The organism is Halalkalibacter kiskunsagensis (assembly GCF_037027555.1).
Classification (GTDB): domain Bacteria; phylum Bacillota; class Bacilli; order Bacillales; family Bacillaceae_D; genus Halalkalibacter; species Halalkalibacter kiskunsagensis.
In genome coordinates, this window is sequence record NZ_JAXBLX010000010.1 from 25,585 (window position 1) to 52,271 (window position 26,687).

Sequence of the window (26,687 nt, forward strand, 5' to 3'; positions counted from 1 at the left end):
ATGGACAAAGCATCTCTTTCTCGTTTTACGGTTCTGATTGCAGCCGTGATAAATGCAGTATTAAACTTACTTGGTTATCAAACAATCTCAGAGCAATTTATTAATGATGTAGTTGCGGTCATTTCAGGTGTTTATTTTATATGGGCAGGTTGGAAGAACAATTATTTAAGTAAGAAGGGACTACAACAGAAAGATGTATTAAAGAAACATAAACTTCACTAATGAATGAGGGTGCCTCTTAGGACACTAGACCAAAAGAGAACCCTCACACAACATGGTTTCAGTTGTCGTTCGTGGAGTGATACTATACAACCATGTTGTATATAGATTGACCGATTGTTTTAATAATATGAGCGTAAAGATTTTGTTTTCTGAAAGTAGTGAACTGATTTCTAATAATGATATCCTTTTACTTCTGTATTGTAATCTGCTTGTCTATCACTAATAATGAATGAGAGGTGGTTAGATGAGTAAAAAGACAGTTCTCTTAATCATGTATGTTTTATCTTTCCTGTTCTTCTTACGTAGTGTATTTCGAATAATGGTGAATGAAGGAACTGGTGGCTATGGCATGGTGATTGTTAGTGCTTTAGTTATGACGCTTATTCTTCGTATTTATTTAAAAGAAAGAAGAAAAGAGAAGGAAAAGCAAGAAATTAAAACAGCATCCGAATAATTAGGATGCTGTTTTCCATTTGAGGAAAACGAACTAAAAAAGAACCTGCCCAAGAAATGACAAGTTCACTTACCTTTAATGTATAGTTCGAAATACGCCAATAACTTTGCCCAGTACTGAACATTCTTTTAGTAGAATGGGAGCCATTGTTGAATTTTCTGGTTGCAGACGAATATAATCCTTTTCTCTGAAAAAGCGTTTTACTGTTGCTTCGTCATCTTCTGTCATCGCCACAATAATATCTCCATTATTAGCAGTTTGCTGCTGCCGAACAATGACCATATCCCCGTCGAATATTCCTGCTTCTATCATACTGTCCCCTTGAATGACAAGAACATACACTTTGTCATCAGAAACAAGGTGTTCTGGTAGGGGAAGATAGTCTTCAACATTTTCAATTGCTGTGATTGGTAGACCTGCAGTAACTTTCCCGAGAACCGGTACATATGTAGTCTTCTTATCTGGAAGTGAAACAGTTTCATTATCTAGTGATAATACTTCAATTGCCCTTGGTTTCGTAGGATCTCTCCTAATAAACCCTTTTTTTTCTAAACGTGAAAGATGTCCGTGAACAGTAGAACTTGAAGCAAGTCCGACAGCCTCTCCAATCTCTCGAACGGAAGGGGGATATCCTTTCTTTTTCACTTCAATTTTAATAAAGTCTAGTATTTCGAGCTGCCGTTTTGATAGCTTTGTCATATAGTACACCTCACTTACTTTCCTAATTATCTAAATTGTACCATGCGAACATATGTAATGCAAACGTTAGTTCTAAAAAAACGTTGACACAAACGAGCGTTCGTATTATCATAAACACGAACAAACATTCTTATTCGGGGTGAATACAATGATTAAACGTTTTACAAGTCAAGAAATCTTTATAATTTTAGCAGCATTGTTTGTACTGTTCTTTATGTATTTAACAATTATTATATCTGCATCGCCAATTGAAGCAAGTGATCTACATGACGAAGTTGAACTAACGGTGGCTTCTGCTGAATTTAAATCTATGTCCGAGCAAACTAGTCATAAATCTCGTTTCTTAGCCGTAAATTCAAATGATGAAAGCAATAACGATGAATAAAGCATTGATTTATTGCCGTGTTAGTACGGATAAAAAAGACCAAGAAACTTCATTAAAAAGGCAAGCAAATGAACTTGTGAAATTAGCTGAGCTGCATAATTTGCATGTTGAAGAAATTATTGAAGAAAGAGCAAGTGGATACGATGTTGATCGTGATGGAATACTTACTGTATTAACGCGTTTAGGAGAAGGAACAGTGCAAGCTCTATTGATTCAAGATGATACTCGATTAGGAAGAGGACACGCGAAAATTGCTTTACTGCACCAACTGCGAAAGTTAAATGTTCAATTATTAACAATACAAGATCATGGGGACTTAACTTTATCGGAAGCTGATGAGATGGTGTTAGAAATAGTCTCAATTGTAGAGGAGTTTCAACGGAAATTACATAATAGTAAAATACGAAGAGGGATGAATGAAGCTATTAAAAATGGTTATCGTCCAGAAGCTAATTTAAAAAGAGGGGTTAGTGGCGGGCGAATGAAAAAACAAGCTCCTTTAGAAGAGATTATCAGGCTTCGAAAAATGGATTTAACTTTTCATGATATAGCAGCAACGTTAAGAGGGTTCGGATATGATATTTCTAAAGCAACTGTGCACAGACGTTATCAAGAATATCAGAATCAGCAAATGAGCGAATAGTCGTACTTCATAAAAACAAGCTGTTTTGGTTGAAAACATAGTCCTGATCATGTAAAGTAGGGAAATGAATGTTTGTTGAAAGAGAGGGTTTTTACGTGCTATCAAAGGAAAAACTAAATAGAATTAATGAATTGTCTAAGCGGGCGAAAACGACAGGATTAACGAAACAAGAAGAAAAGGAACAACAAACGCTTCGCAAAGAGTACATCCAGACATTTCGGAAGTCGTTCAAAAACCAGCTACATTCCGTCACGGTTGTGGATGAAAATGGAAACGATGTTACTCCAGACACGTTAAAAGAAAGCAAAAAAAATCAAAATAAACCGATGCATTGATCAGTCTCCAGTTTAGTCTTTGGAGGCTTTTTTGTGTAAACCTTCCTTCTGTTTGAATGCTTGTGAAAATTAAGGATAAAGTATAAGATGAAAAAGGTAGATATACATTTTAGTTTATTATGGAAGGTAGGGTATTATTATGTCGAAACAAGTAGATCAACTTGCCGTCAATACAATTCGTACATTATCGATTGATAGTGTGGAAAAAGCCAATTCAGGCCATCCGGGGATGCCAATGGGGGCAGCACCTATGGCGTATAGTCTTTGGACACAATTTATGAATCATAACCCAGCAAATCCGGATTGGGCGAATAGAGATCGCTTTGTGCTATCTGCAGGTCACGGATCAATGTTACTATACAGCCTATTACATTTAACTGGCTATGATTTGTCTTTAGAGGAGTTACAAAACTTCCGTCAATGGGGAAGCAAAACACCAGGCCATCCTGAATATGGGCATACACCAGGTGTTGAAGCAACAACTGGACCTCTCGGACAAGGGGTAGCAATGGCGGTTGGAATGGCGATGGCAGAACGTCACTTAGCAAGCACTTACAACAAAGACGATTTCGAAGTTGTCAATCACTATACATATTCTATTTGTGGTGACGGAGATTTAATGGAAGGTGTTTCGGCAGAGGCAGCTTCACTAGCTGGGCATCTTAAATTAGGTCGTCTGGTCGTTCTTTATGATTCAAATGATATTTCATTAGATGGAGATCTTCACATTTCGTTCTCAGAAAGTGTGGAAGATCGTTACAAAGCTTACGGTTGGCAAGTGATTCGTGTAGAAGATGGAACTGATTTGGATGAAATAAATCGTGCTATAGAAGCAGCAAAGCAAGATGAGCGTCCAACTTTAATTGAGGTGAAAACAGTTATTGGCTATGGATCACCTAATAAATCAGGGAAATCAGCTTCGCATGGTGCACCACTTGGAAAAGACGAAGTGCTTCTTACAAAGTCCTCGTATGACTGGACACATGAAGAGGAATTTCATGTTCCTCAAGCTGTAAGTGAATTATTTTCTTCTGTCAAAGCAGAAGGGGAGAAAAAAGAAGCAGAGTGGAATGAACTTTTCGCAAAGTATAAACAAGCTTATCCTGAATTAGCTGCTCAATTTAAGCGTTCGATTACTGGAGAATTACCTGAAGGCTGGGACTCAGAAGCGCCTGTTTATGAGCCTGCTTCAAGCGTAGCAACTCGTTCTTCTTCAGGCGAAGCATTAAACGCTTTTGCTAAAGCGGTTCCTGAATTGTTTGGAGGATCTGCTGACCTTGCTGGATCAAATAAGACATACATGAAAGATTTAGGTGACTACTCCCGCGACAATTACGAGGGTCGTAACATTTGGTTTGGCGTTCGTGAGTTTGCAATGGGTTCTGCGATCAATGGGATGGCACTTCATGGTGGATTAAAAGTATTCGGTGCTACATTCTTTGTATTCTCGGATTATTTACGTCCGGCTATTCGCTTAGCGGCATTAATGAAACTGCCAGTTATTTATGTCTTTACTCATGATAGTATCGCGGTTGGAGAAGACGGACCAACTCATGAACCGGTTGAACAACTCCCAGCACTACGTGCGATGCCTGGCTTGTCTGTTATTCGTCCTGGTGATAGTAATGAGACAGTTGCTGCTTGGAAAGTTGCTCTTGAAAGTAAAGATACTCCAACAGCGCTTGTATTAACTCGTCAAAACTTAAAGACGCTAGATCATACTGCTGAGCTTGCATATGAAGGCGTTAAGAAAGGTGCTTATATTGCTTCTAAATCAAGTGGGGAAACGGACGTTCTTTTACTTGCATCTGGTTCTGAAGTACCTTTAGCAGTTGAAGCTCAAATGGCGCTAGAAAAAGATGGCATTCATGCAGACGTTGTAAGTATGCCGAGCTGGGATCGCTTTGAGGCTCAACCGCAATCTTACAAAGACGAAGTGATTTCTCCAAATGTAAAAATCCGCTTAGGGATTGAAATGGCTTCTTCATTAGGATGGTCTAAATATGTAGGCGATCACGGTGATGTACTTGCCATTGATCAGTTTGGAGCCTCTGCACCAGCTGCAAAGATTTTAGAAGAATATGGCTTCACTGTTGATAATGTAGTTGCAAAAGTGAAAGTACTACTACAAAAATAAATTTGAAATTGACTCTATTGGACACTTTTCCTCACATAATGAGGCTAGTCGGACCTTTAGAGTCAGTTTTTTTTTTGTTCGACAAAACTAGTGCATATCTTCTCCGATTTCAGACAATCATTTTACAAGAGTTCTCGTATACTAATAGAAAATCAAAGTGCGAGAGGGTGTCCATGATGAGACATTATGAGTTGTATATTTTTGAAGAAGATGTTGCTCGTCAATATTACGGACAAGAATCAAAATTATTTTATCTTTTTCTTGAACACGACAAAGTGAGTGGATCGCAAAAAGAAATATTACGCAAACAAATTGAATATATTACAAAACCGATTCCATCTCTTCTCTTACAACAAAAGTTAAATCAAAATCTTGGAAAAGTAGATGAGTATAGAAAGAAAAAAAATACTCATGTGATTGAAATGGTTGAACTAGATTCTAAAGCTGAATTAGTAATTGAAGCGGATGCTCTTTATTTAACTGCAGCAGGATCTTTTGAAGTAGAAACAATGTTTTTTGAAATTCTTAGAAAATGTGAATCTGCATTTTTTGCATTTTCAATTGAAGAACACCGCTATGGTTGGTTAAAACCATTGAAGCAAGAAGATTTCTTACGAACGAATCAATTATAAGTTACACTCGTTCATGATATTTTTCTGAAGTGCTTTTAAATCCCTTGTCATTAAGATATAATAGATAAGGTTAATTCGGGTTTATCCCGATTGTTTTAGATAGCACGAAGGAGGATGTTGGACTTATGTGGATTCATATTTTAGGGTATACACTAGCTGTTGCTGCTGGTCTTGCAATTGGCTTCTTTATAGCACGTAAGACGATGATGTCTTATTTGAAAAAGAACCCACCATTTAATGAGCAAATGCTCCGTGTCATGATGATGCAAATGGGACAAAATCCATCGCAGAAGAAAATCAATCAGATGATGAAGGCGATGCAAAAACAACAATCAAAATAGTTATTGATGGACAAGCACCTCATTTTTTTGGGGTGTTTTTCTACTTTAGTCGTTGTATCGCAAGGAACTTAAAGTGAGGAGAATGGGATGTCAACAGTTGAGGTAAAACAAATAACGTTACAAGATGTATCATTTGAAGAAGATATATTCATTGATGTTCGATCTCCGGCAGAGTTTACTGAATATCAAATACCAAATGCGATTAATGTTCCACTTTTTTCGAATGAAGAACGAGCAAAAGTTGGGACTGCTTATAAACAAAAAAGCAAAGAACATGCTATTGAGCTGGGCTTGTCGATGTATGCACCTAAAATCCTTGCTTTTTTCAAGAAGTTAAAGGGATTACAAGAAGAAATGCCGACTAAACGTATGGTTATTTACTGCTGGAGAGGTGGAATGCGCAGTAAAACGATTGCTGGAACTGTCGGTTTACTAGGGGTAGAGTGTTATCAGTTAGTAGGAGGTATACGCTCATTTAGACAGTATGTTCAGAAAGGGTTAGAGCAAGAAGCACTCAAGAAACGAAATTTTATTGTAGTTGCTGGTCATACAGGATCAAGAAAAACGGAGATCCTTCAGGTTCTTAAGAGAAAAGGGTATCCAGTTATTGACCTAGAAGCACTCGCGGGTCATAGAGGATCGATTTTTGGACATATTGGAATGAAACCAAAAAGTCAAAAGCAGTTTGAATCATTATTATTGGAGCAATTACAGCAACTAGAAAATTCAAGTTACCTAATTATAGAAGCAGAGAGCAAACGAATTGGCCATATCATTCTTCCAGATTTCATTATTAAAGGGAAAGAAAATGGAGTTAGAGTGGAGCTTGATTATCCATTTTGGTCTAGAGTAGAGCATATTTATAATACTTACCAACCTGAAAAATACAAAGAAAATATATATGAGGCAATAATGAAAATGCGTAAATACTTATCATCTCAGTTATTAGATGAACTTGATGTTCTGCAACAAAAAGAAGACTTCAAGTCCATTTTTTCTAAGTTGTTAGAAGAGTATTATGACCCACGCTATGATTATGCTTTCTCAAAATATCAGACGTCATCAATTCATATTGAGTTTGAAGATTTAAATTCTGGGGTTGGAAAAATGATAGCATTTATTGAAAAATATCGTACAAAGATAACAGGCTAACAGGGGTAAAGTCTTTAGGAAAGGTGTCGTATAAATCGTGAATGTGTTCAAAGATTTATGGTGGGTTTTCAAACAAGAGAAAAAGGCATATGGAATAGGAATTATTATTATGGCCATCGTATCTTTTCTTACCCTTGTTCCGCTTTTAATTGTGGGGGTTTCTTACATTTTATTATTAGAAATATCTAAAACCATAAAACAGCTTGAAAGTGTGATTGAGTACTTTTCGTTAATTATGAGCTTTCACTAAAAAAAGAACCTTCTTCATTTTATTTTTGAAGTTGGTTCTCTTTTTCATTTTGATTTTCATAATGATTTAACAAAGAATCTAGTTCTTGGCTTACGGTCAGGACGGCTTGGGAGGAAAGCCCTTTAATTAAGGCTAGTTCTATTAATTCATTGCGTTTTTTCTCGATAATTGTAAGTAATCCTTCGCTCATAGAGATTCCCTTCTTCGCTAAATCTTGTAATAATTATACAAATTACCGACTAAATTTACAACCTTTAGTGGCAGAAAGACATGAAACAATTATTGTGAAACGGTTTAGTAAAGTGAGTTCACATAGTGGCTCATTGCCTTTTAGACTGTTCAAAAAGGGAACTCACCCATAGTCACGTAATGGCAATGGATTAGCTCGTTGCCCGTTTGCACTAATTAAAAAAATTGAAACAACGAGAGCTTTCCTGTATCTTTAAGAGGGAACACCGTCACCGTGTCGTTGAGAAAGGGGTGAACAGCTTGAATGACATTTATGTTTGGCTAACAACAATTGGAGCTGTAGTAATGGCTTCAGTAGCTATGATGATTCGATTAAAAGCAACGAAAAAACCGGTTTCAGAAAAGAAAATCATTTTCCCTCCTATTTTTATGTCAACCGGTTTCTTAATGTTTTTATATGAGCCAGCTAGGCCGGCTTTTTTACAAGTTGTAGAAGCGGTAGCTGTAGGAATGGTCTTTTCCGTTCTATTAATAAAAACATCAAAATTTGAAATTAGGGATCAACAAATTTACTTGAAACGATCAAAAGCGTTTGCATTTTTACTAATTGGCTTATTACTTGTGAGGATTGTCTTTAAGTTGTTAATAGGGGATGCAATAAACGTTGAAGAACTTGCAGGAATGTTTTTTCTTCTTGCATATGGGATGATTATACCTTGGCGGATTACTATGTATATAAGCTTCCGGAAGATGGAAAAGGAACTTGATTCCCAATGCAGTGTTTATCTACAAACGTAACTGTCTAAAACTATATCCTGTAGGCTTTAACGGGGGCAATTTCATACTAGTATCTCTCTAAAGCTACGAGAAGTAGACAAGAAAATTCTTTTAATATAAATGATAGCGAAGGGATTTCCCCTTCGCTATTCTTTCGTATCCTCTTCAGCAAGTTTCTTTAGGGATTTAATTTTCCCGTGTGGATTTTGAGATTCCTTGCGTTTTCTAAATTGTCTTTCCTCTTGTCGTTTGGATTGTGTCATTGTTTCACACCTTTTGTTTAATAAATACTTACGTCAAGCTAATATGTATTCTTCCATATAAGACGTGAACTATTCATTTATATTTACCTCAGTACATGATTGTAGAAGTTAGGTTGTATTAGTAACAAATGTAAATTAACCAAAGGATAACATAAGTTTCGTGTTATCCTTTGGTTATCTAAGGCTTATGATGTTTCAAGCAAATCTTGATACGGCGTCATATCAATATTTTTTTCACGTAATTTCTTTTTAAGAAATTTATGGTCACGTTTAGGCGTTGCTAAAATATAGCCTTTAATAATATAGTCTTGAGTCAAAAGGTCAATTTCATCTTGCAGTGCAAGTTCACCGATTTTACCTGCGATTTTTCCTTTCGCAACATCACGAAACAATTCAGGAACGGGCTCGACTAAATCGTTTAATAATTGACGTTGCTCCTCATCCCAAAGATGTAGCGTTTGTTCGATGTAATAATCTTGCCAGTCAAGAATTGATTTTCCATCTTCTTTTGGAAATCGTTTAAGAAATTTCCGGAACATAAAATACCCACCAATAAACATTACCGTTATAAGAAAGATTGTCCACAAGACAATGAACCACATAAACCAAGTAGGCACCACTTTTCACCTCAGCTCTTCATCATACTTATCCTACCACAAAAAACATTATGCTGGAAATAGTTAAGATGATTCCATATTAGGGATCCTTTTGATAAGATTGATAATCGAGGTGATGAAAAAAATGTTGTATTTGATTGGCTATGCCCTTCACATGTTAGTCTCGTTTTTGTTTTTCTTACTTATTCCTTTTCCCTTTTTAATTAAAGGAAGCTTATTGGACGAGCCTGGTAGATTTGTCCTATTGTTACGGATATACAAACGAATCATATGGTTAGCGCATGGTGGAGTAATAATCGCACTTATATCTGGTTTTATGATGTCTACACAGTGGCTAAGTGTTTGGTTTGTTAGTGTATTGATCATATGGCTTTTCCTTAGTGCACTTTTAGGGATGACAGCAAAAATGGTTCGGATCATCCTTGAAAAAAAAGAAGAACATGCCAAGACCGAAGAAGAAGTTCATAAATTACGATTGTATAGTCTCTTTCTCATGTTTGGTATTATCACAATGTTTTTCGTGAAGTTCATCCTCTATATCTAAAATATGGTAAATAAATGGTAGCTTTTTTGTGAAAACTAACAAATGCTGCGAGAAACGTTTTGCGATGTATACAATGTCAACATTTATTGAAATGGCTATACTGACAATAAGTAATGTATTTGTTAGAGGAGGACTTACTATGCTCATTGGAGTTCCAAAAGAAATCAAGAACAACGAGAATCGTGTTGCGATGACACCAGCGAGTGTGATGACACTTGTACAGGCTGGTCACCAAGTTATCATCGAAAAAGATGCTGGCCTTGGTAGCGGCTTTGCGGATGCGGTATTTATCCAAGCTGGAGCTGAAATTGAAAGTGACCCAGTAGCAATTTGGGAAAAGGTTGATATGATTATGAAAGTAAAAGAACCACTTCCATCAGAGTACAATTACTTCCGTAAAGGTTTAATTTTATTTACGTATTTACATTTAGCTGCAGAGCCTGAGCTTGCAAAAGCGCTAGTGGATAAGGAAGTAACAGCTATTGCTTATGAAACGGTACAAGTAGGACGTACGTTACCTTTGTTAACTCCAATGAGCGAAGTTGCAGGAAGAATGGCTGCTCAAATTGGAGCTCAATTTCTTGAGAAACCAAAAGGAGGTATGGGAATTCTATTATCAGGAGTGCCTGGTGTAAAACGTGGCAAGGTAACCATTATTGGTGGAGGCGTAGTGGGAACTAACGCAGCTAAAATTGCAATGGGTCTCGGAGCAGACGTTACCATTATGGACTTAAGTCCAGACCGCCTACGTCAACTAGATGATTTATATGGAACGGATATTCAAACGTTAATGTCGAATCCTCTTAATATCGCTGAGGCTGTCAGAGAGTCAGATTTAGTTATTGGAGCGGTTTTAATACCAGGTGCTAAAGCGCCTAAGCTTGTAACGGAAGAAATGATTCAATCGATGAAACCAGGCTCAGTCGTTGTTGATGTTGCAATTGATCAAGGTGGAATTATTGAGACTGTTGACAAAATTACAACTCATGATGAGCCAACGTATACGAAATATGATGTAGTTCACTATGCAGTAGCCAATATGCCCGGTGCTGTACCAAGAACATCAACAATCGCATTAACAAATGTAACCATTCCATATGCGCTGCAAATAGCGAATAAAGGCGTACACCGTGCATTGGCAGAGAATCATGCACTAGAACTTGGATTAAACACAGCAGGAGGAGCAATCACGTATGCTGCCGTAGCTGAAGATCTTAAGCTTGATTATCTGCCTGCAATAGAAGCGTTAGAAAGAGTTTAATCAAACAGAGGGTGGACTTCGGTCTATCCTCTTTTTTCATTCAATATTATACTATCAAAAAAGAATTGGTCTTTTTCTCATTGATAAACTAGAGCAAAAAGCGATACCTTGTACTAACTATGTAGTGTAATTTCTGATAAAATAAGAATCACATATGTATAGCTTGTTGTTAGTTTATTTAAGTTAAATGAATTAAGAAAGGAAGATAAATCTCATGAATCAAGAAGATGTGTTAGACGTTTTACAAAAGCTTCGTAATAATGAATTGGATTTATATCGAGTATCAAAGGCTGATTTTCTTCATTTCTGTGCGGTATTACTGAAGCAAGAGGATGCTATTGACTTTCGTGGTAATGCACAACATAGGGGCGAAACGATTTATACCTATGAACCAGGATGGACAAAATAAAAATTTTCGTCATTACTTATTTGCCTGTACATATAATGTCGTAAATACAATAAATAGAATTAGATAAACCGCGTACGTTTCTAGATGGAAATGTACGCGGTTTTATATTGCCAAAAGAATAAAAGGTAAATCTAACGTCGGAGCTTTGCGTACTAGCAAATGCTCTCCAAGTGGTATATTTAGTCGAAATATGAAGGATTTCTATTAATTAAGATGGAAGTTATAAAGGCTATAAAATCAAATAGTTTTGGAGGGGCATATGAATCAAACAGAATTATTAGTAAGCATCACCAAGTATCAACATCCTATCTTAGATGAGCTTGCTGCAATCTTTACGTTTTTGGGGAATGAGGAGTTTTACTTTTTAATAGTTCCTCTTGTTTATTGGTGTATGTCGAAGCAAGCAGGATTTCGATTGTTTTATATATTCCTCATTTCCGTAACAGTAAATGCATTTTTGAAAATTAAATTCGCTGTTAAGCGACCAATTGGCGTAGAAGGAGTAAATTCTCTTTTCATTGAATCAGCCGAAGTAGGGAGTCATTATCCCTATGATTCATTTCCAAGCGGTCATGCCCAAGGTTCGACGACACTTTGGGGGTATTTAGCTTATTTGATGGCTAAACCACTTTTTTGGGTATTATCAATCATTCTTATTTTCTTTATTTCTTTATCTAGACTATATTCAGGTCTGCACTGGCCATCAGATGTTCTAGTAGGAATTTTTGCTGCGATTATCCTCTTAGTAATAGCAGTTCGCTTGCAAAATAGATTGTCTAATTTGTCAAGTAAATATCACTGGTCGTTAGCAACAGTTGTTCCACTTCTGCTTGTTTTCATATTCCCAGAAGAAGAAGGAGTGAAATATGCAGGATTTTTGTTTGGGGCAGGAATTGGTTATTTACTTGAGGCGAGAACAGTTCAAATGCTCATCCCAACAAACTTATGGAAGAAAGTAGCTGCCTACCTTATTGGTGTAGGAGGTTTATTTTTTCTACAAGTAGGGTTAAAGGCTATATTTCCTGAAATGATCGTGTTCGATTTTATTCGTTATGGTTGTATTGGCTTATGGGGTTTACTTGGAGCTCCATATGTATTTGTGAAGTTGAACATATATAAAACCAACAAAGAAGTTCCATTGAGCGAAGTTACTGTAAGGTTTTAGAAGGCTATAAGTGTTTTTTCATAAAAATAAAGAAAGGTGTCAGTGGATGTAACTGACACCTTTCTTTTGAGTTGACCTTTAAAGAACAGTTTAAGTGAAGGGACAGACGGGAAAGAGAAGAAAAAGAGGAGGGGTTGTAATGAATCAATATGAAAAAGAATCAAATGCAAAGCATCGGAATAACGAAAATGTAGCATTTAAAAAAAGTAGAAAAAAACAAGCCGAGCGAGATCAACTTGTAATGCCTATCGATGAGCTTCCACTAGAAGAAATTAACCATGAAGCAAAGGAAGAGAGAAACAAAAAGAAAACAAAAAAGGATTCTTCAAGTGAGTAGTGATGACCGGATTGATAACTTGCATGAGTAAGTAGCATGTCTTTATGGAAAATAAATATTTATAAAGAAGCTCACATCCGTTATTGATTGCATATTATGTATCAATAATAGAGAACGGAGCGATGAGGATGGCTACGAATAAGAAAAAGAAGAAAGCGGCTCCAAAAATAGCAGCAAGTGAAAAGTATCAATATACGATGAAGCTCGTTACCTCAGAAACATGCTTTATTTGTAAACAACAATGTCCTAGAGGATTGGCCTATTTAGAAAAAATGAGCAAACCAGGGGCTATCGGTAAAGGCGTTCCTTGCAGGTTAACAAAGGGCAGAGGATTCAAATAAAAAACGTAGATGGAATAGCAAAGGGACTAGACTTACTATAAAGTTTAGTCCTATTTAGTATTGTATAGGATATGCTTGCTATCTTCCTCAATATATCAGATATTTCATAAGATAAATTAATAGTTGTGCGAATAAAATAGCTCGTTCTAGCCTCATATTAAAAAGGACGTGCATCATAAAACCACTAGAGGAGATGAGAGTTTGAAACGTCCAACAAAACCTGTCATTGGAATTTCTAGCTCGGTTGAATACCATAATGAAATTCAGAGTGTTCTTGTACATGAGAAATACACTCGCTCAGTGATTGATGCCGGAGGGATACCAATTGTTTTACCATTAGCTACAGATGGAATGGCAGAACAGTTGGTTTCCATATGTCATGGTCTCATATTAACTGGTGGAGAAGATATTGATCCATATTATTATAAAGCAGCCCCTCATCCGAAGTTACAAAAGACGAATGGGAAACGTGACAAACTAGAGATAGAACTCGTTCAATATGCCAGAAAACAGAATAAGCCCATTTTAGCAATCTGTAGAGGGGTTACGATTGCTAATGTAGCTTTAGGAGGAACTGTCATACAGGATATCGAAGCAAGTTTACCAAATGCTATCAACCATTCTCAAAAAGCTGCAAGATCAGAGCCTACGCATGATATTCATCTTGATCAAACGAGTCGATTATTTCAAATTTTTGATTCTCAAAAAATCCGAGTGAATAGTATGCATCATCAGGCGATCGATGAGCTTGCTCCTTGTCTTAGAAAAGTTGCTACTGCTCCAGATGGTGTTATTGAAGCTGTTGAAGGAAAAACACCTCTGCTGTTAGGAGTTCAGTGGCACCCTGAGGAAATGGCGAACGATAATCGAAGTATGTCTCTTCTATTTGAAGAGTTCATTGCAGAGTGCTTGCATAACGTACAGGTTGAAAGGGAGTATTAAAATGGATACCAGTATAACAAATTATGTTTGGTATGCAAGTTATGGATCCAACTTAAATATGGAGCGCTTCTTGTGTTACATAAGAGGCGGTAAACCAGAGGGTTCTGAAAAGGTAGAAGTTGGTTGTACGGACCAATCGCTTCCGATAAAAGAATCAACCTATGTGATGAATTATCCTCTTTATTTTGCTAAAGAGTCACGACGTTGGCAAAAACAAGGAGTTGCTTTCATTGGATTGAGTAAGGATGAGAAATACAAAACGTATAGTAGAAAATATTTAATAAAAGAAGATCAGTTTATAGACGTTGTCAAACAAGAAAACAATGGGGTAGAATTACAATTTGATTTAAATGATGTAATGAAACGTGGGTATAGGACTTTAAGAGATTCTTGGTACGGTACGATTTTATATTTAGGTAAAGAAGAAGGGATTCCAATCTTTACATTTACAGCTGATTGGGACCTGGATGTTCCTTTTAACAATCCGTCTAACGAATATTTAAAGATGATCATATCAGGGTTAAAAAAGAATGTAGAGCTTAGCGATAGTGAAATTATCAATTATTTGTGTGAGAAGCCAGGTGTCGCCGGTCATTACAATCGCGCAGATATAGAACAGTTAATTTAGTATTTGAAAAGAGAATGGATCATAGCTAAAAAAGCGTAAAGTACTATAATTATTGAAATACAAATATCGAAAATATGACATTTGTAGTAATGTGTAAGTACAGGTACAAGTCAAGTAAAGAACGAAATTCTGAAAAATATAAAGGGGAAGGGGAATCATGATTTGAACAAAAATCGGGAAGAACCGCTTTAATTTGATGGACGTGAAGTAGTAAGGCGATTTCTAGTAGAGAAGTTGTGCAAGAATACGTAATAAAACGAAATCAAGTGAATAAGCACATAATTTATCCATGTTTTCCGTTTATTCTAAACTCAGGAGTTCTCGATGTGAAAATAATTGAATAGTCTTATTAGCTGTAATATAAATACATAGATGAAATTTAATAAACCCTGCCCTGTAAGGGGCAGGGTTTATTACTAGAGGGATAATACTAAAATTCCTTAGCAACAAATGTAGCCTTCGTTAACCCTTCATTAATAATATCTTCTGATTGGTCTGGAAATTGATTATGTCCTTCTACAATAACGGTAGTCATATCTTCAACACCCCAGAAATGTAGCATTGTTGTGACAAAGTTTACAGCCATCTCTGCTGATTGTGCTGGCCCTTCAGAATAAACTCCGCCTCGTGCATTTAGTAGAGCTACTTTTTTCTCTGTAAGTAAGCCAACTGGACCTTCAGCTGTATATCTGAACGTTTTGCCAGCTTGTGCTAAATAATCTAAATACGTATGCAAGACAGCAGGAACAGTGAAGTTCCATAGTGGGAAAGCAAATACTACTTTATCAGCTGCTAGAAATTGGTCTAGGTATTTCGTAACAGTTTCAGTTGCTTCTCTTTCACTTGGAGTTAACTCTAACTCTCTTGCCAGTTTAAACATACCATTAATTTTGTCTGTATCATAATAAGGAAGGTTCTCTTCGAATAAATCTAATTCTGTAATTGTATCTTCTGGATGCGATTCTTTATAGCTATCAAGGAACGTATGATAAAGTTTTACGCTTACTGATTGTTCAATCGGTCTAGAGTTCGCTTTAATAAATAGTACATTTGCCATGGATAAAACCTCCGAAATAAATATAGTAAATGTTGTTGTAGCAACCTTTCGTGGGGGATAATGTTGTTATAGCAACTATATAGGCTGAATGTCCTATTATAAAAAACATTGGACATTCTTATTAACTTTTGAGAGGAGCCTTTCCAATTCAACTAGTTCTTCTTTGGTGAAATCTTTACATACAATGTCATTAAACTCTTCAGCAATCGGAATTACTTGGTCCCCAAGCTTTTTGCCACAAGGTGTCAAGTAAAGCTTTAAAGAACGACGATCGTCTAAGCAGCAACTTCTTTTAATAAATCCTTTTCGTTCAAGGTTAGAAGCCATTCTTGCGACGTTTGTTTTGTCTTTATTTAGCTTTTGTGCTAATTGAATCTGCGTTAAGCCATCTTTTTCCCACAGGAGCATCATAATTAAATTTTGCTCAGGAGCTAGATTAAAAGGCTCTAATTTTGCTTTAACAAAATTAGTTAAATGTAAATCTGTTTTATGAATCTTAATACTTATATAGTCTTGAAAAGAAAGTTCCAAAATGCATCCCTCACTATAAAGTTGCTATACATACTACTTTACTTTTGTAAGTATAAAGAACAGATAAGAGTTTGTCAAACGACCCGTTTGGCTGTTTATTATTTTTAGGGGCATTTCTACATACATTGATTTCTAAGGGTGTTTGGTTGAAGTAGGTGAGGTTTATATCTTATAATAATAGAAATACAAATCGGAGGTAGATTATGTCAAAAGATAGTTCATTTGATATTGTTTCAAAAGTTGATTTATCCGAAGTCACAAATGCAGTGACAATGGCTACAAAAGAAATACAGACTCGCTATGACTTTAAAGGAAGTAAAAGCAGCATTGCATTTGAAAATGAAGAGCTTATATTAATATCTGATGATGAATATAAAATGGAGCAGTTAAAAGATGTTTTAATTAGTAAACTCATTAAACGTGATGTGTCAATTAAGAATTTAGATTATGGCAAGCTTGAAGGCGCTTCAGGTGGAACCGTTCGTCAACGTGCAAAACTCATACAAGGGATTGATAAAGAACAAGCGAAAAAGATCAATACAATCATAAAAAATAGTGGTGTAAAAGTGAAAAGTCAGATTCAGGATGATCAAATTCGTGTTACTGGAAAAAAGCGTGATGATTTACAAGCGATTATTGCAGCCATACGCGAAGCGGATCTGTCGATTGACGTGCAGTTTATTAATTATCGCTAATACAAATAGGAAGACTGATTCTGGGGTACCCCACGTTGAATTAGATCCAATAAAGAAAGAATTTTAGGGAATTATAAAAAGCAGGCTCATTCACAATGTGTAGTGATCCTGCTTTTTTATTATTTTATTCCTTTTCCTCTAATACAATAATTTTTTGTGGAGTTGTTTGTGCGGAGATACTTCTAGTTGTTATTAACAGCGATTCCCTCCTCAAAGAATTCATCGGTTGTACCTTGATCGAATAGTAAGACTTCATTTGATAATGGAAAAATCATCTGTCATAAATTAAGATTATTTTTTTTGATAGCTTTTTTAGAAAAGATTAATCAGACCTTTCCAAATTTCTTTGACGTGGTAAGTGTTATTTTTTATTTCTACTAACATCAAATAGAATGTTAGTAGAAATAAAAACCCCTTAAGGCAGCACAGAAGCGCTATCTTAAGGGGGGATGTTTATTTAGCTCGTGGAGTACTCTTAAATGAAATGGATCTATGGGCACCATCACAAAAAGGTTGGTTATTTGAAGCACCACAGCGACAGAGAGTGAAGGTTGGTTTTGTAACAAATACGTTTCCTTCTGCATCAATCAACTCTACTTCACCTGTAACCCGAAGTGAACCATTGTCGTTTACTTTTATAACTACCTTATTGCTTTCACTCATTCATGCCACTCCTTCACTTTTTATTGATCGATGAGGACAAACAATGAAAAATGAAACTAGACTAAGCTGAATTTCTTTTTGCTTTTTTTATGCGAATCGCTTTAATCTTTGCAATATTTAATACGAAATTATCGTCTGTAACAATGCAGTCCTCGCCATTTATATTGAGGCGATACATTTCCTTTCTAATATCTGACTTAGTAGTGAAATCAACTTTCTGTCCGCTAAGAAATTCAACGGATACTTGAAATTTTCGCATACTAATCAGCTCCTTTAGGAAAGTATAACACGTTTCTTTAATAATCTATAATTTCCTTTTTCTGATTATTATGTTAAAAGTGATTTATATAGTAAAAGAATTCACAAAAGAATAGAGGATATCTCTCAAGGCTCTGACCTTTTGAGACACCCTCATGTTTTTTGTTACATGGTTTGAGTTGTTTTTTGTGTGAGGTGTATCAAAACCATGTAACAATCATTATTCGTATTAATTAGTAAACTTATTCATGAAAATATTAATTTATGGAAACGCTTGCAAAAAATCCTTTGAGCTATATAATAAACTTAGGAACAAAGATTGAGAAAAAAGGGCGGTAATCCTAGAATAAAAAGGATAATATAAAAAAAGGAAGGGGTTGGTAAGATGGTAACGACAGAGGAATTAAGACAAGAATTTGAGAATAAGCTACAAAGAGAGCTTACGGAAGAAGAAGTCAAGTTTATTCATTGGATGACTGCATTACAATCCCATGAAGCATCAGCTTAAATATCAAGGAAGTATTTCTTGATATACTCCATAACATCATTCTTCATCAAATGAGGGAAGAGGTTCATCTCCTTACGATAGCCACGACATACAATTAAATAGTTACACCGTTGTTCGATTATACCTTGATCATACACAATGATTCCTTGTTTGAACATTGTTTTTTTAACCTTACCTAAATCCATCCCTACGTTGTTTATTATTTTCTCCAAAAAAAGAATATAAGGTTCAGTAAACTTAACATTCGAATTTTTTACTTTCTCGATATCTTGCAGCAAAACTCTTCTTACTAATGGGAGATAAATAAAGTCAAATACTAATTCTTCCTCTTCTTTATTTAACATGCAGATCACCTTTTTATTTCACTATACAAGAACACACGTTCGTTTGTCAATTCTCTTGCACTTTAACGACTTATAAAACCGTCTAATCGAAAAGGACTATACGTGTCGATTGAATGGGCCATAATAGCACCGGATTTAGGGAGATGTTTTCTTAATTCTCGACAAGCATTTACTCTATAATCATTAAGGTGTGTAATATTGGAATCATACTTAACAAGAACTTCAGCCATAACAGAGATGGAAGTAACTTGTTCATTATGAGCTTCATCAAAGTATGTCTTAATAATACGTACATCAGTAACTTTTACAGTGTTGCTTCGAACGTCTTTTAAGCTATTTAAACGATGACACAACTCCTCATCTTGTTTATCTGCTTTTAAGTAAAAATAGATGCTTGCTTCACAAAAGGCTTTTCCTCTATACAAGTGATGACCTCCTATTTTAGTCTAGAATCTATTTTAGCAGAAAGGAAGAATATGAAGCAATTAGCATAGAAACGAAATCATTCTTTCTATACTACGTTTAATAATGGGGAAACGAGTTAGGAAGGATTTTGATGTTAGCGGGAAAAAGAATGAGTCATTGTCGGTGTGGGATGTATCAGGAGAACTCCAGCGCTGCACATCAGCTAGTATTCTAAGTGCTGCAGGGTAACGCTGGAGAGCAATAAATATTATAGTGAATAGTCTATTTCTCTTATGTTGTCTTTATATTGCTCTCTAATTTGGCTCACTTCTTCTTTCATTTGCTTCTGTGCAAGTTCTTCGGTATCTGAAGACCCAAACTGAAGTATATAATCACCATTTTGTAAAAAAGCTGTTACTTTCCAATGCACCATAGACATCGCCTCCTAAAGGTGTAATGTAACAAAAATATATTCAGATATATGCTAAAAAATGATGAAATAGCATTGAATAATTTACTGGATTTTACTCTGAATAAAACGAAGTTCCAAATAAGTGTGATCATGTTCAATTATAGTCTAGAAAAATAGAATGAAATGAAGTGCTTGCGTATTTTTTTACTTTAGGGAAATGGGGGAGAATAATGAAAAAAGAACAGACTTATCGCTTTGAGACACAGGCAATTCATGCAGGTTATAAGTCTAAACATCACCTTGATAGTTTAACTCCACCAATTTATCAAACTTCAACATTTACTTTTTCCACGTTGGAGCAAGGAGCGCAGCGATTTGCGGGAAAAGAAGATGGATATATCTATTCGCGCCTTTCAAATCCTACTGTTTCAATTTTAGAAGAACGCATCGCGCAATTAGAAGTGGGAGAATCGGCACTGGCGTTTGCTTCTGGTATGGCAGCTGTATCGTCAGTGCTAATAGGAATGACAAAGGCTAATGATCATATCCTATGTTCAAAAGGAGTTTATGGCTGTACGTTTGGGCTGTTACAAATGTTAAAGGGAAAATACAATGTTGATCATACATTCTCTATTCTGGATACGGAAGAAGAAATTCTTTCAAGTATTCAAGAAAGAACAACCTGCATTTATATTGAAACTCCAATAAATCCGACAATGAAAGTAATTGATTTAGAGCTAGTCATTTCGGTTGCAAAGAAAAAGGGAATCAAAGTTGTAGTCGATAATACGTTTTCTACCCCATATTTACAAAAACCATTACAATTGGGCTGCGATCTAGTCATCCATAGTGCAACGAAATACATTGGTGGTCATGGAGATGTAGTAGCAGGAATAATTGTAGGGGATGAAGAAACGATTCGTTACCTAAAGAAAACAACTCAAAAAGATATTGGCGGTGTCATTTCGCCATTTGATGCGTGGTTGCTAGTACGTGGAATCAAAACACTTCCAGTTAGAATGGACCGCCATTGTAAAAATGCTGAAACGCTTACCGTACAATTGAAACAACACCCGAGAATAAAGGCTGTATACTACCCTGGGGACAAAGACCACCCAGATCACGAGATTATGAAGAGACAAATGGAGAAAGGTGGAGGGCTTCTTTCATTTGAAGTAGATGGGACATATGAAGATACTGTTCATGTGGTCAATCAGCTTAAATTAATCCAAATTGCTGTAAGCCTAGGTGATGCAGAAACACTCATACAACATCCAGCTTCGATGACGCATGCTGTCGTCCCTGAAGAAGCGAGAATTGAAATGGGGATTTCCAATAAATTATTGAGATTATCAGCTGGCCTTGAAGCACCAGAGGATATTTGGGAGGATTTAAAGCAAGCACTAGACTCATTGTCTTAAATCTATAAAAATAATTAGAAACAGCCTCATTTAGCTAGTAAATGAGGTTGTTTTCTTTTTTACAATATTGTTGACAGCTCACTACATCATCACGTAATCAATTTATAGCAAATTTAGAAAGCTTGAGTTTATTTTGGAAAGTAAATAAGGTTTCTAATAAAAAGTATGGCCGGCTTTCTGACAAGTTCATACTCAGTTCATATTGAACGTTTATAATATGTGAAGAAAAGAAGAAAAAGATCAATATATGTAGAAGAGGTGCGGGGTTTTGGTGAAAAATGACATTGGAAATCAAATAGAGCATTTGGTTGCGTCACAACTACCTAATGTTGCAAATCGAGTTTATCTCCAAAAGAATTCAATTAATCAAATAATAGATAATTTAAAAAGACAAGGTGTAAATGCTCAGTTGTGTAAAAGAAATAAGATGGTGGATCAGATCCATCTATTTAAATGCGATATGTGATACGAAAGACAAGATTAGACACTATATAAAGTAAGTAAATGTAAAGTGGTGAAGGTGAATTGAAAAAGAAAGTAAAGGCCAATTAATCAAATTTTGAAACATTGTTTAATTTCAAACGTAAATGGAATGGCATTCACTTTCTTTATGCTTATTTTATTGTTCAATAATAGTTCATATTCAGTTTATGTAGGAGTGATACAATATCAAATAGGTAATTAGTCTGTAACACTAGTGAAAATTATTTTAAACTGGTAAGAAAAATATGATTTTATTAATTTGTGGAGGTAAGCAGATGGTCGTTAAAAAAAGCATTTGGCCTATATTCATCATTATGATAATGATCTTAGTTGGTTGTAATTCTGAAACTACTGACAATCAAGTGTCAGCAGATGAAGAGATATTACCAATTCATCCGGTTGAAATCAGTGAAGTTACAACAGGTGAATTAACGAGCGAATTAACTTTAACAGGAAATGTAATGGCTGGTTCACACATGGTTGTTCTACCAATGTTAACAGGTGAAGTAAAAGCTGTGCATATAAAGAATGGAGATACAGTTCAACGAGGAGATATGCTAATAGAATTAGACGCTACTGATATGGAGTTAAGTATTGCTCAAGCGACTGCTGGGTTAGAGGCTGCCCAAGCAAGTTTAACAAGTGCAAAAAACATGAGGGAACAGAGCGTTAAACAAGCTGAGCTACAATTAAAACAAGCAAAGGACATGTATGATATGGTAGCAAATGCAAAAGCACCTGAGAACACGGCTCTAGCAGATGTGCCAGAAGAGCTTCAAGGGGTTTTTGCTAGTTTACTAGGTGGTAACATGCCAACTGAACAAGATAAGAACCAAGCAAAAACAGCTGTAAAGCAAGCGGAAATGGGTTTGGAACAAGCAAAAGCAACCGATCAAATTAAGGCAGCAGAATTGTCAGTTAAACAAGCAGAAATTTCAAAGCAGATGGCTGAACAACAGAAGAGTCATTCTGTTGTCACAGCTCCAATGTCGGGACAAGTAACTGGTCTATCTGTTAGTGTAGGTGAAATGGCTTCCCCTCAAGCTCCACTAATGCAACTAGTTCAAATGGATACACCCATTGTTGAAGTGCAAGTAAATGAAACGATGTTACCTAATCTTGAGGAAGGGCAAACGGTTGCTGTTCATATTCGATCTTTCAATCAAACATATGAAGGAAACATCAGGCACATAAGCCTCATTCCTGCTGAGCAATCACGTTCTTATCCAGTTGAAATTGAACTGGCAAAAGCAGATTCAAGCCTCCGAGTCGGAATGTTAGCAGAAGTAAAAGTTGATACAGTTTCGTTTACTGAACAAGTATTAGTTCCAGTTGAAGCTGTAATCGAAGAGAATGGAGAACAATTTGTCTATGTTACCTCTGATGGAGAAAGTGTAGAACTCCGTATTATTACGACTAACGGGGAAACAAGAGAATGGTTTGGGGTTGATAATGGACTTAGTGATGGAGAATACGTCGTTGTCAAAGGAGTACATCAACTTTATGATGGTGCTTTGGTTAATATTCGTAATGATATTGACCCGACATTCAACCAACAAGCTGATATAAATGAGGACAACGAGATTACAGAAGATGAGTACGATGAATCTTCTGTTAAAGGAAACTAAAAACGGAGGTACGTTAGTTGAAGTTGATAAATGAATCTGTCAAGCGACCGGTTGGTGTCATTATCATCACACTTGTAATGATGATATTAGGAGGAGTTTCCTTAACTGGGTTAAAAGTTGATTTAATGCCAGATATGGATTTACCTGTTGCAGTTGTCATGACACCGTATAATGGTGCTGCCCCGCAAGAGGTGGAAAATTTGGTTACTAGGCCCCTTGAAGGTGCCGTAAGTGCTACTGAGGGGTTAGATACGATGCAATCGATATCAGCCCAAAACCAATCACTCATTTTGTTAATGTATGATTTTAATACCGATTTAGATACAGTTATGCTAGACCTTAGAGATCGGATTGATATGGTTCGTCAAGCGCTCCCTGAAGGTGCTGGTTCACCAAGTGTTATGCGTTTTGATCCGAATCAAATGCCGATTATGCAAATTGGAATTTCAGCAGATATGGATTTAACGAGACTGACTCACATTGCAGAAGATTCGATTATTCCTCAAATGGAACGGATTCCAGGTGTGGCTCAAGTCGAGCTAACAGGTGGACAGCAAAGAGAAATTATTGTTGAACCGGATCTGACTATGTTACAACGGAATGGCTTAACTTTATCTCAATTATCTCAGGTTATTGGCGGAGAAAGTATGAGTGCTTCTGCAGGAGAGGTTGAGCGTGGAGGTCAGGAAGTTCCATTACGTATTGTAGGGGATTTGCGTTCAACGGCTGACATCGAGGATATAAATATACCACTACCAACTGGAGGGACGTTAAAGCTCTCAGATGTTGCAACAGTAAAAGATACGTTTAAGGATACTTCATCTTTAGCATATGTTAATGGGGATCCAACGCTAAGCATTGATATCGTTAAGCAAGGAGATGCGAATACAGTAGACGTATCTGATTCTGTTACGAGCCAGATAGAAGTAGTTGGACAACAGTTATCTCAAGATGTAACCTTAACAAAAATTATGGACTCTGCCGACTTTATCAATGACTCGATCAAAAGTGTTGTAATAAATATGATTCTTGGTGGAGTGATGGCTGTTTTCGTACTTCTTATGTTTTTAAGAAGTTTTAGAAGTACATTAATCATTGGATTAGCCATACCTATTGCCTTAATTTCTGCTTTCACATTGCTTTACTTTGCTGGGCAAACAATTAATATTATTACATTAGGTGGATTGGCACTAGGAATTGGATTGTTAGTAGATAGCTCCATTGTTATTTTAGAAAATATATATAAGTACAGGGAAAAAGGGTATAGCCGCGTTGAAGCTGCCAAGAAGGGGGCATCAGAAATTTCTTCGGCTGTTGTAGCATCAACGTTAACTAGTTTAGTGGTATTCCTTCCTATTGTGTTCACTGGGGGAATTGCTGCTGAACTGTTTATGCCGTTAGCATTAACCGTTGGATTTACATTAATTGCTTCATTAATTGTTGCTTTAACGGTCGTTCCGATGTTATCAGGCTTGCTATTGCCGCGAATTTCTGTTGAAGAAGATCCGAAAGGCTTAGCAAAAATAAGTGCAAATATAGGGAAGTTTTTTGATGAAATTGATAATCTATATCGCTCTGTTTTAAAATGGGTCATCAATCATAAAAAGACGATTGTATTTGGAACATTGTTTTTGTTAATAGCTAGTTTAGGTGGCGTGAAGTTCGTCGGTGTTGAACTAATGCCAGCGTTTGATCAAGGTGAGATTTCAGCTAGCTTTGAAATGCCTCCGGGTACGTCTATGGAGGAAACGCGCGAGACTCTTACTCAGCTTGAGGAATATTTATTAGATACTGGTGCAACCGAAGTCGTGTATACCTCTGTTGGTGGAGGAGGTATGATGGGCATGGGACGTGAAGGAGGCTCCAATAGTGGCAATCTCTATATCCGTCTTGTTTCATCTAGTGAGAGAGCGGTAACGACCAATGAAGTCATTGCAGGATTTAGTGAATTTGCAGAAACAATTCCTGATCTAGACTTTACTGTTCAATCATTTGAAAGTGATGGCATGGGTGGGAATCCAATTGAAATTGAAGTAAGAGGAGAAGATTTTGATACTCTTAACTTACTTGCCGATGACATTCGCGATATTATTAGTGAAGTTCCAGGCGCAACAAACGTGACACATTCGATGGGGGAAACAAGGCCAGAGATGCAAATCCATGTTGATCGTGATATCGCATCTCAATATGGCTTATCGTATGGAGAAGTTATGCAATCAGTTATGAACAGCGTCACAGGGGTTGTTGCAACCCAAATGAGAACTGATGGCCAGGAAGTTGATGTTACAGTTATCTTGCCGGAAGAATCTCGCGATAATTTCAATCAAGTTCAAAACCTTCCTTTATTAACTCCTACCGGTGATACGATTTTATTATCGGAGGTTGCTGATTTCGTACAAGCAGATGGACCGACTGCTATTAACCGTCAAGACCAAACACGAGGAGTGTCGATCACAGGCGATATTATGGAGCGAGATTTAGGAAGTGTCATGTCAGACATAGAAGCAGAATTAGATCAGTATATTTTCCCAGAAGGTTATGATTATCAAACTGGTGGGGATTATGAAATGATGATGGATGCCTTTATTGATCTGACTCTTGCGCTAGTGCTAGCTATTTTTCTAGTTTACGCAGTAATGGCCTTCCAATTTGAAAAAGTTATGTATCCTTTTATAGTTATGTTTAGTTTACCAGCTACTTTTATTGGGATTATATTAGGGTTTGTCTTAACAGGTAGACCACTAAGTACACCCGCCTTTATAGGTGTCATAATGCTTGCTGGGATCGTTGTGAATAATGCGATTGTTTTAGTTGATTACATTAATAAGCTAAGAGAGCGTGGGCTAAACAGAGAAGAAGCCATATTAGAGGCAGGACCAACAAGACTACGTCCAATTCTTATGACAATGCTTACGACTGTACTCGCCATGGTACCACTTGCGATTGGATTTGGTGAGGGAGCAGAACTTCAAGCCCCAATGGCAACAGTTATTGTTTTTGGTTTGTCTTTCTCAACATTGATCACTTTAGTTCTTGTACCAGTTATGTATATTTATACTGATAACTTTACGAATTGGTGGAAAGGCTTATTCACTCGTAAAAAGAAGCTAAGCAATGAAGTCGATGCAGAATAAAAGCTTTCATTGAATGAAAGCATAAATTAAATACTGCTTCAAAATATAAAAAGCACCTAGCTGTCTAATGAAAAAACTGTCTAATTTTTTGGGGGCACTTCAGCTATAGGTGCTTTCTTTTCTTTTTCCTTGTTAATTCTAGGTCAATTGTTCTTCTCCCTCTAATTAAGATTGCAATAGGGCTGTGTCCTTTTTTAATAAATAGCCATCTTTAAACTTACGTAGTTCATAAGAAATAATAAAAAGCAAATGGTTCATATTGTTCAATGGTTTTCATTACTTTTTTCTCCATACTCCGTTTTGTAAGAATTTATAATTGGTAGCGTATACTATCTTTTCCCATTCCTTCAAATACTGTCACACCGAACCCTTCATTAGCTATAAAAATCATGTGTAATCAGTTGAAAGTTTAATAGAAGAGGAGT

34 protein-coding genes are annotated in these 26,687 nt (G+C 36.3%); 23 read left to right on the top strand and 11 right to left on the bottom strand.

What is annotated here, in order from left to right; all coding sequences use genetic code 11:
• Both SLH51_RS07595 and SLH51_RS07600 read left to right on the top strand, forming a co-directional pair.
• Complete coding sequence (locus SLH51_RS07595) at positions 1–222, top strand: phage holin (protein ID WP_335960381.1); 222 nt, start codon at positions 1–3, stop codon at positions 220–222.
• Between the two features lie 244 nt (positions 223–466).
• Positions 467–676, top strand: coding sequence for a hypothetical protein (locus SLH51_RS07600; protein WP_335960382.1), 210 nt, complete (start codon positions 467–469; stop codon positions 674–676).
• 75 nt (positions 677–751) lie between these two features.
• Here the strand turns inward: SLH51_RS07600 and lexA are convergent, their stop codons facing one another.
• A complete protein-coding gene (gene lexA / locus SLH51_RS07605; protein WP_335960383.1) occupies positions 752–1,375 on the bottom strand; it encodes a transcriptional repressor LexA in 624 nt (207 codons plus the stop codon).
• 148 nt (positions 1,376–1,523) lie between these two features.
• Here lexA and SLH51_RS07610 point away from each other — a divergent pair, with 148 nt between their 5' ends.
• The 7 genes from SLH51_RS07610 to mnmH all read left to right on the top strand — a co-directional run bounded on the left by SLH51_RS07610 (position 1,524) and on the right by mnmH (position 7,000).
• The gene (locus tag SLH51_RS07610; RefSeq protein WP_335960384.1) at positions 1,524–1,760 is read left to right on the top strand and encodes a hypothetical protein; all 237 of its coding nucleotides are present in this window, start codon (positions 1,524–1,526) and stop codon (positions 1,758–1,760) included.
• Positions 1,753–2,403, top strand: coding sequence for a YneB family resolvase-like protein (locus SLH51_RS07615; RefSeq protein WP_335960386.1), 651 nt, complete (start codon positions 1,753–1,755; stop codon positions 2,401–2,403). The genes SLH51_RS07610 and SLH51_RS07615 overlap by 8 nt, the downstream gene beginning before the upstream one ends.
• A gap of 95 nt (positions 2,404–2,498) precedes the next feature.
• Entirely contained in the window at positions 2,499–2,738 is a 240-nt protein-coding gene (locus SLH51_RS07620; RefSeq protein WP_335960541.1) for a DUF896 domain-containing protein, read from the top strand.
• Between the two features lie 139 nt (positions 2,739–2,877).
• Positions 2,878–4,875: a transketolase gene (gene tkt / locus SLH51_RS07625; protein WP_335960388.1), complete on the top strand. Its 1,998-nt coding sequence runs from the start codon at positions 2,878–2,880 to the stop codon at positions 4,873–4,875.
• Positions 4,876–5,048: 173 nt separating this feature from the next.
• Positions 5,049–5,507 (top strand): sporulation inhibitor of replication protein SirA, encoded by a 459-nt coding sequence (gene sirA / locus SLH51_RS07630; protein WP_335960390.1) that lies wholly within the window; start codon positions 5,049–5,051, stop codon positions 5,505–5,507.
• A gap of 125 nt (positions 5,508–5,632) precedes the next feature.
• Positions 5,633–5,848 (top strand): YneF family protein, encoded by a 216-nt coding sequence (locus SLH51_RS07635; RefSeq protein ID WP_335960392.1) that lies wholly within the window; start codon positions 5,633–5,635, stop codon positions 5,846–5,848.
• An 87-nt stretch (positions 5,849–5,935) separates the two neighbouring features.
• A complete protein-coding gene (mnmH, locus tag SLH51_RS07640; RefSeq protein ID WP_335960394.1) occupies positions 5,936–7,000 on the top strand; it encodes a tRNA 2-selenouridine(34) synthase MnmH in 1,065 nt (354 codons plus the stop codon).
• Between the two features lie 269 nt (positions 7,001–7,269).
• On the opposite strand, the gene SLH51_RS07645 is transcribed toward mnmH, so the two are convergent.
• Positions 7,270–7,440 (bottom strand): aspartyl-phosphate phosphatase Spo0E family protein, encoded by a 171-nt coding sequence (locus tag SLH51_RS07645; RefSeq protein WP_335960395.1) that lies wholly within the window; start codon positions 7,438–7,440, stop codon positions 7,270–7,272.
• 299 nt (positions 7,441–7,739) lie between these two features.
• On the opposite strand from SLH51_RS07645, the gene SLH51_RS07650 reads away from it, so the two are divergent.
• Positions 7,740–8,237 (top strand): CcdC family protein, encoded by a 498-nt coding sequence (locus SLH51_RS07650; protein WP_335960396.1) that lies wholly within the window; start codon positions 7,740–7,742, stop codon positions 8,235–8,237.
• Between the two features lie 125 nt (positions 8,238–8,362).
• Here SLH51_RS07650 and SLH51_RS07655 read toward each other — a convergent pair whose 3' ends face one another.
• Both SLH51_RS07655 and SLH51_RS07660 read right to left on the bottom strand, forming a co-directional pair.
• Positions 8,363–8,479, bottom strand: a complete 117-nt coding sequence (locus SLH51_RS07655) for a DUF6254 family protein (RefSeq protein WP_335960398.1) — start codon at positions 8,477–8,479, stop codon at positions 8,363–8,365.
• Between the two features lie 185 nt (positions 8,480–8,664).
• Positions 8,665–9,081 (bottom strand): DUF2621 domain-containing protein, encoded by a 417-nt coding sequence (locus SLH51_RS07660; protein ID WP_390183840.1) that lies wholly within the window; start codon positions 9,079–9,081, stop codon positions 8,665–8,667.
• Between the two features lie 139 nt (positions 9,082–9,220).
• Here SLH51_RS07660 and SLH51_RS07665 point away from each other — a divergent pair, with 139 nt between their 5' ends.
• The 8 genes from SLH51_RS07665 (at position 9,221) to SLH51_RS07700 (ending at position 14,723) form a co-directional block, all read left to right on the top strand.
• Positions 9,221–9,640, top strand: coding sequence for a hypothetical protein (locus SLH51_RS07665; RefSeq protein ID WP_335960402.1), 420 nt, complete (start codon positions 9,221–9,223; stop codon positions 9,638–9,640).
• A 139-nt stretch (positions 9,641–9,779) separates the two neighbouring features.
• Positions 9,780–10,901: an alanine dehydrogenase gene (ald, locus tag SLH51_RS07670; protein ID WP_335960403.1), complete on the top strand. Its 1,122-nt coding sequence runs from the start codon at positions 9,780–9,782 to the stop codon at positions 10,899–10,901.
• A gap of 214 nt (positions 10,902–11,115) precedes the next feature.
• Positions 11,116–11,310 (top strand): hypothetical protein, encoded by a 195-nt coding sequence (locus tag SLH51_RS07675; protein WP_335960405.1) that lies wholly within the window; start codon positions 11,116–11,118, stop codon positions 11,308–11,310.
• A 259-nt stretch (positions 11,311–11,569) separates the two neighbouring features.
• Positions 11,570–12,475, top strand: a complete 906-nt coding sequence (locus SLH51_RS07680) for a phosphatase PAP2 family protein (RefSeq protein ID WP_335960406.1) — start codon at positions 11,570–11,572, stop codon at positions 12,473–12,475.
• Between the two features lie 139 nt (positions 12,476–12,614).
• Entirely contained in the window at positions 12,615–12,812 is a 198-nt protein-coding gene (locus tag SLH51_RS07685) for a hypothetical protein (protein WP_335960408.1), read from the top strand.
• A gap of 128 nt (positions 12,813–12,940) precedes the next feature.
• Complete coding sequence (locus SLH51_RS07690) at positions 12,941–13,153, top strand: hypothetical protein (RefSeq protein WP_335960409.1); 213 nt, start codon at positions 12,941–12,943, stop codon at positions 13,151–13,153.
• A gap of 201 nt (positions 13,154–13,354) precedes the next feature.
• Entirely contained in the window at positions 13,355–14,095 is a 741-nt protein-coding gene (locus SLH51_RS07695; RefSeq protein WP_335960411.1) for a gamma-glutamyl-gamma-aminobutyrate hydrolase family protein, read from the top strand.
• Position 14,096: 1 nt separating this feature from the next.
• A complete protein-coding gene (locus SLH51_RS07700) occupies positions 14,097–14,723 on the top strand; it encodes a hypothetical protein (RefSeq protein WP_335960412.1) in 627 nt (208 codons plus the stop codon).
• 430 nt (positions 14,724–15,153) lie between these two features.
• On the opposite strand, the gene SLH51_RS07705 is transcribed toward SLH51_RS07700, so the two are convergent.
• Both SLH51_RS07705 and SLH51_RS07710 read right to left on the bottom strand, forming a co-directional pair.
• Complete coding sequence (locus SLH51_RS07705; RefSeq protein ID WP_335960414.1) at positions 15,154–15,780, bottom strand: FMN-dependent NADH-azoreductase; 627 nt, start codon at positions 15,778–15,780, stop codon at positions 15,154–15,156.
• A gap of 96 nt (positions 15,781–15,876) precedes the next feature.
• A complete protein-coding gene (locus SLH51_RS07710) occupies positions 15,877–16,311 on the bottom strand; it encodes a MarR family winged helix-turn-helix transcriptional regulator (protein ID WP_335960415.1) in 435 nt (144 codons plus the stop codon).
• Between the two features lie 203 nt (positions 16,312–16,514).
• Here SLH51_RS07710 and SLH51_RS07715 point away from each other — a divergent pair, with 203 nt between their 5' ends.
• Positions 16,515–17,006 (top strand): YajQ family cyclic di-GMP-binding protein, encoded by a 492-nt coding sequence (locus SLH51_RS07715; RefSeq protein ID WP_335960417.1) that lies wholly within the window; start codon positions 16,515–16,517, stop codon positions 17,004–17,006.
• 453 nt (positions 17,007–17,459) lie between these two features.
• Here the strand turns inward: SLH51_RS07715 and SLH51_RS07720 are convergent, their stop codons facing one another.
• Positions 17,460–17,669, bottom strand: coding sequence for a CDGSH iron-sulfur domain-containing protein (locus tag SLH51_RS07720; RefSeq protein WP_335960419.1), 210 nt, complete (start codon positions 17,667–17,669; stop codon positions 17,460–17,462).
• Positions 17,670–17,730: 61 nt separating this feature from the next.
• Complete coding sequence (locus SLH51_RS07725; protein WP_335960421.1) at positions 17,731–17,928, bottom strand: hypothetical protein; 198 nt, start codon at positions 17,926–17,928, stop codon at positions 17,731–17,733.
• 384 nt (positions 17,929–18,312) lie between these two features.
• Between SLH51_RS07725 and SLH51_RS07730 the strand changes: the two genes are divergently transcribed.
• Positions 18,313–18,435, top strand: coding sequence for a hypothetical protein (locus SLH51_RS07730; protein ID WP_335960424.1), 123 nt, complete (start codon positions 18,313–18,315; stop codon positions 18,433–18,435).
• On the opposite strand, the gene SLH51_RS07735 is transcribed toward SLH51_RS07730, so the two are convergent.
• From SLH51_RS07735 to SLH51_RS07745, 3 genes are all read right to left on the bottom strand, one after another.
• Positions 18,432–18,779, bottom strand: coding sequence for a YhjD family protein (locus SLH51_RS07735; RefSeq protein ID WP_335960426.1), 348 nt, complete (start codon positions 18,777–18,779; stop codon positions 18,432–18,434). The two genes, SLH51_RS07730 and SLH51_RS07735, sit on opposite strands and share 4 nt — an antisense overlap.
• 62 nt (positions 18,780–18,841) lie before the next feature.
• Positions 18,842–19,204 carry a hypothetical protein gene (locus SLH51_RS07740; RefSeq protein WP_335960428.1) on the bottom strand — a complete coding sequence of 121 codons (363 nt, stop codon included), beginning with the start codon at positions 19,202–19,204 and terminating at the stop codon, positions 18,842–18,844.
• Positions 19,205–19,452: 248 nt separating this feature from the next.
• Entirely contained in the window at positions 19,453–19,617 is a 165-nt protein-coding gene (locus SLH51_RS07745; protein WP_335960429.1) for a hypothetical protein, read from the bottom strand.
• 209 nt (positions 19,618–19,826) lie between these two features.
• Here SLH51_RS07745 and megL point away from each other — a divergent pair, with 209 nt between their 5' ends.
• The 3 genes from megL (at position 19,827) to SLH51_RS07760 (ending at position 26,262) form a co-directional block, all read left to right on the top strand.
• Positions 19,827–21,017 carry a methionine gamma-lyase gene (megL, locus tag SLH51_RS07750; RefSeq protein WP_335960431.1) on the top strand — a complete coding sequence of 397 codons (1,191 nt, stop codon included), beginning with the start codon at positions 19,827–19,829 and terminating at the stop codon, positions 21,015–21,017.
• A gap of 758 nt (positions 21,018–21,775) precedes the next feature.
• Positions 21,776–23,128, top strand: coding sequence for an efflux RND transporter periplasmic adaptor subunit (locus tag SLH51_RS07755; protein ID WP_335960433.1), 1,353 nt, complete (start codon positions 21,776–21,778; stop codon positions 23,126–23,128).
• A gap of 17 nt (positions 23,129–23,145) precedes the next feature.
• Positions 23,146–26,262: an efflux RND transporter permease subunit gene (locus tag SLH51_RS07760; RefSeq protein ID WP_335960434.1), complete on the top strand. Its 3,117-nt coding sequence runs from the start codon at positions 23,146–23,148 to the stop codon at positions 26,260–26,262.
• The last annotated feature ends 425 nt before the right edge of the window (positions 26,263–26,687 follow it).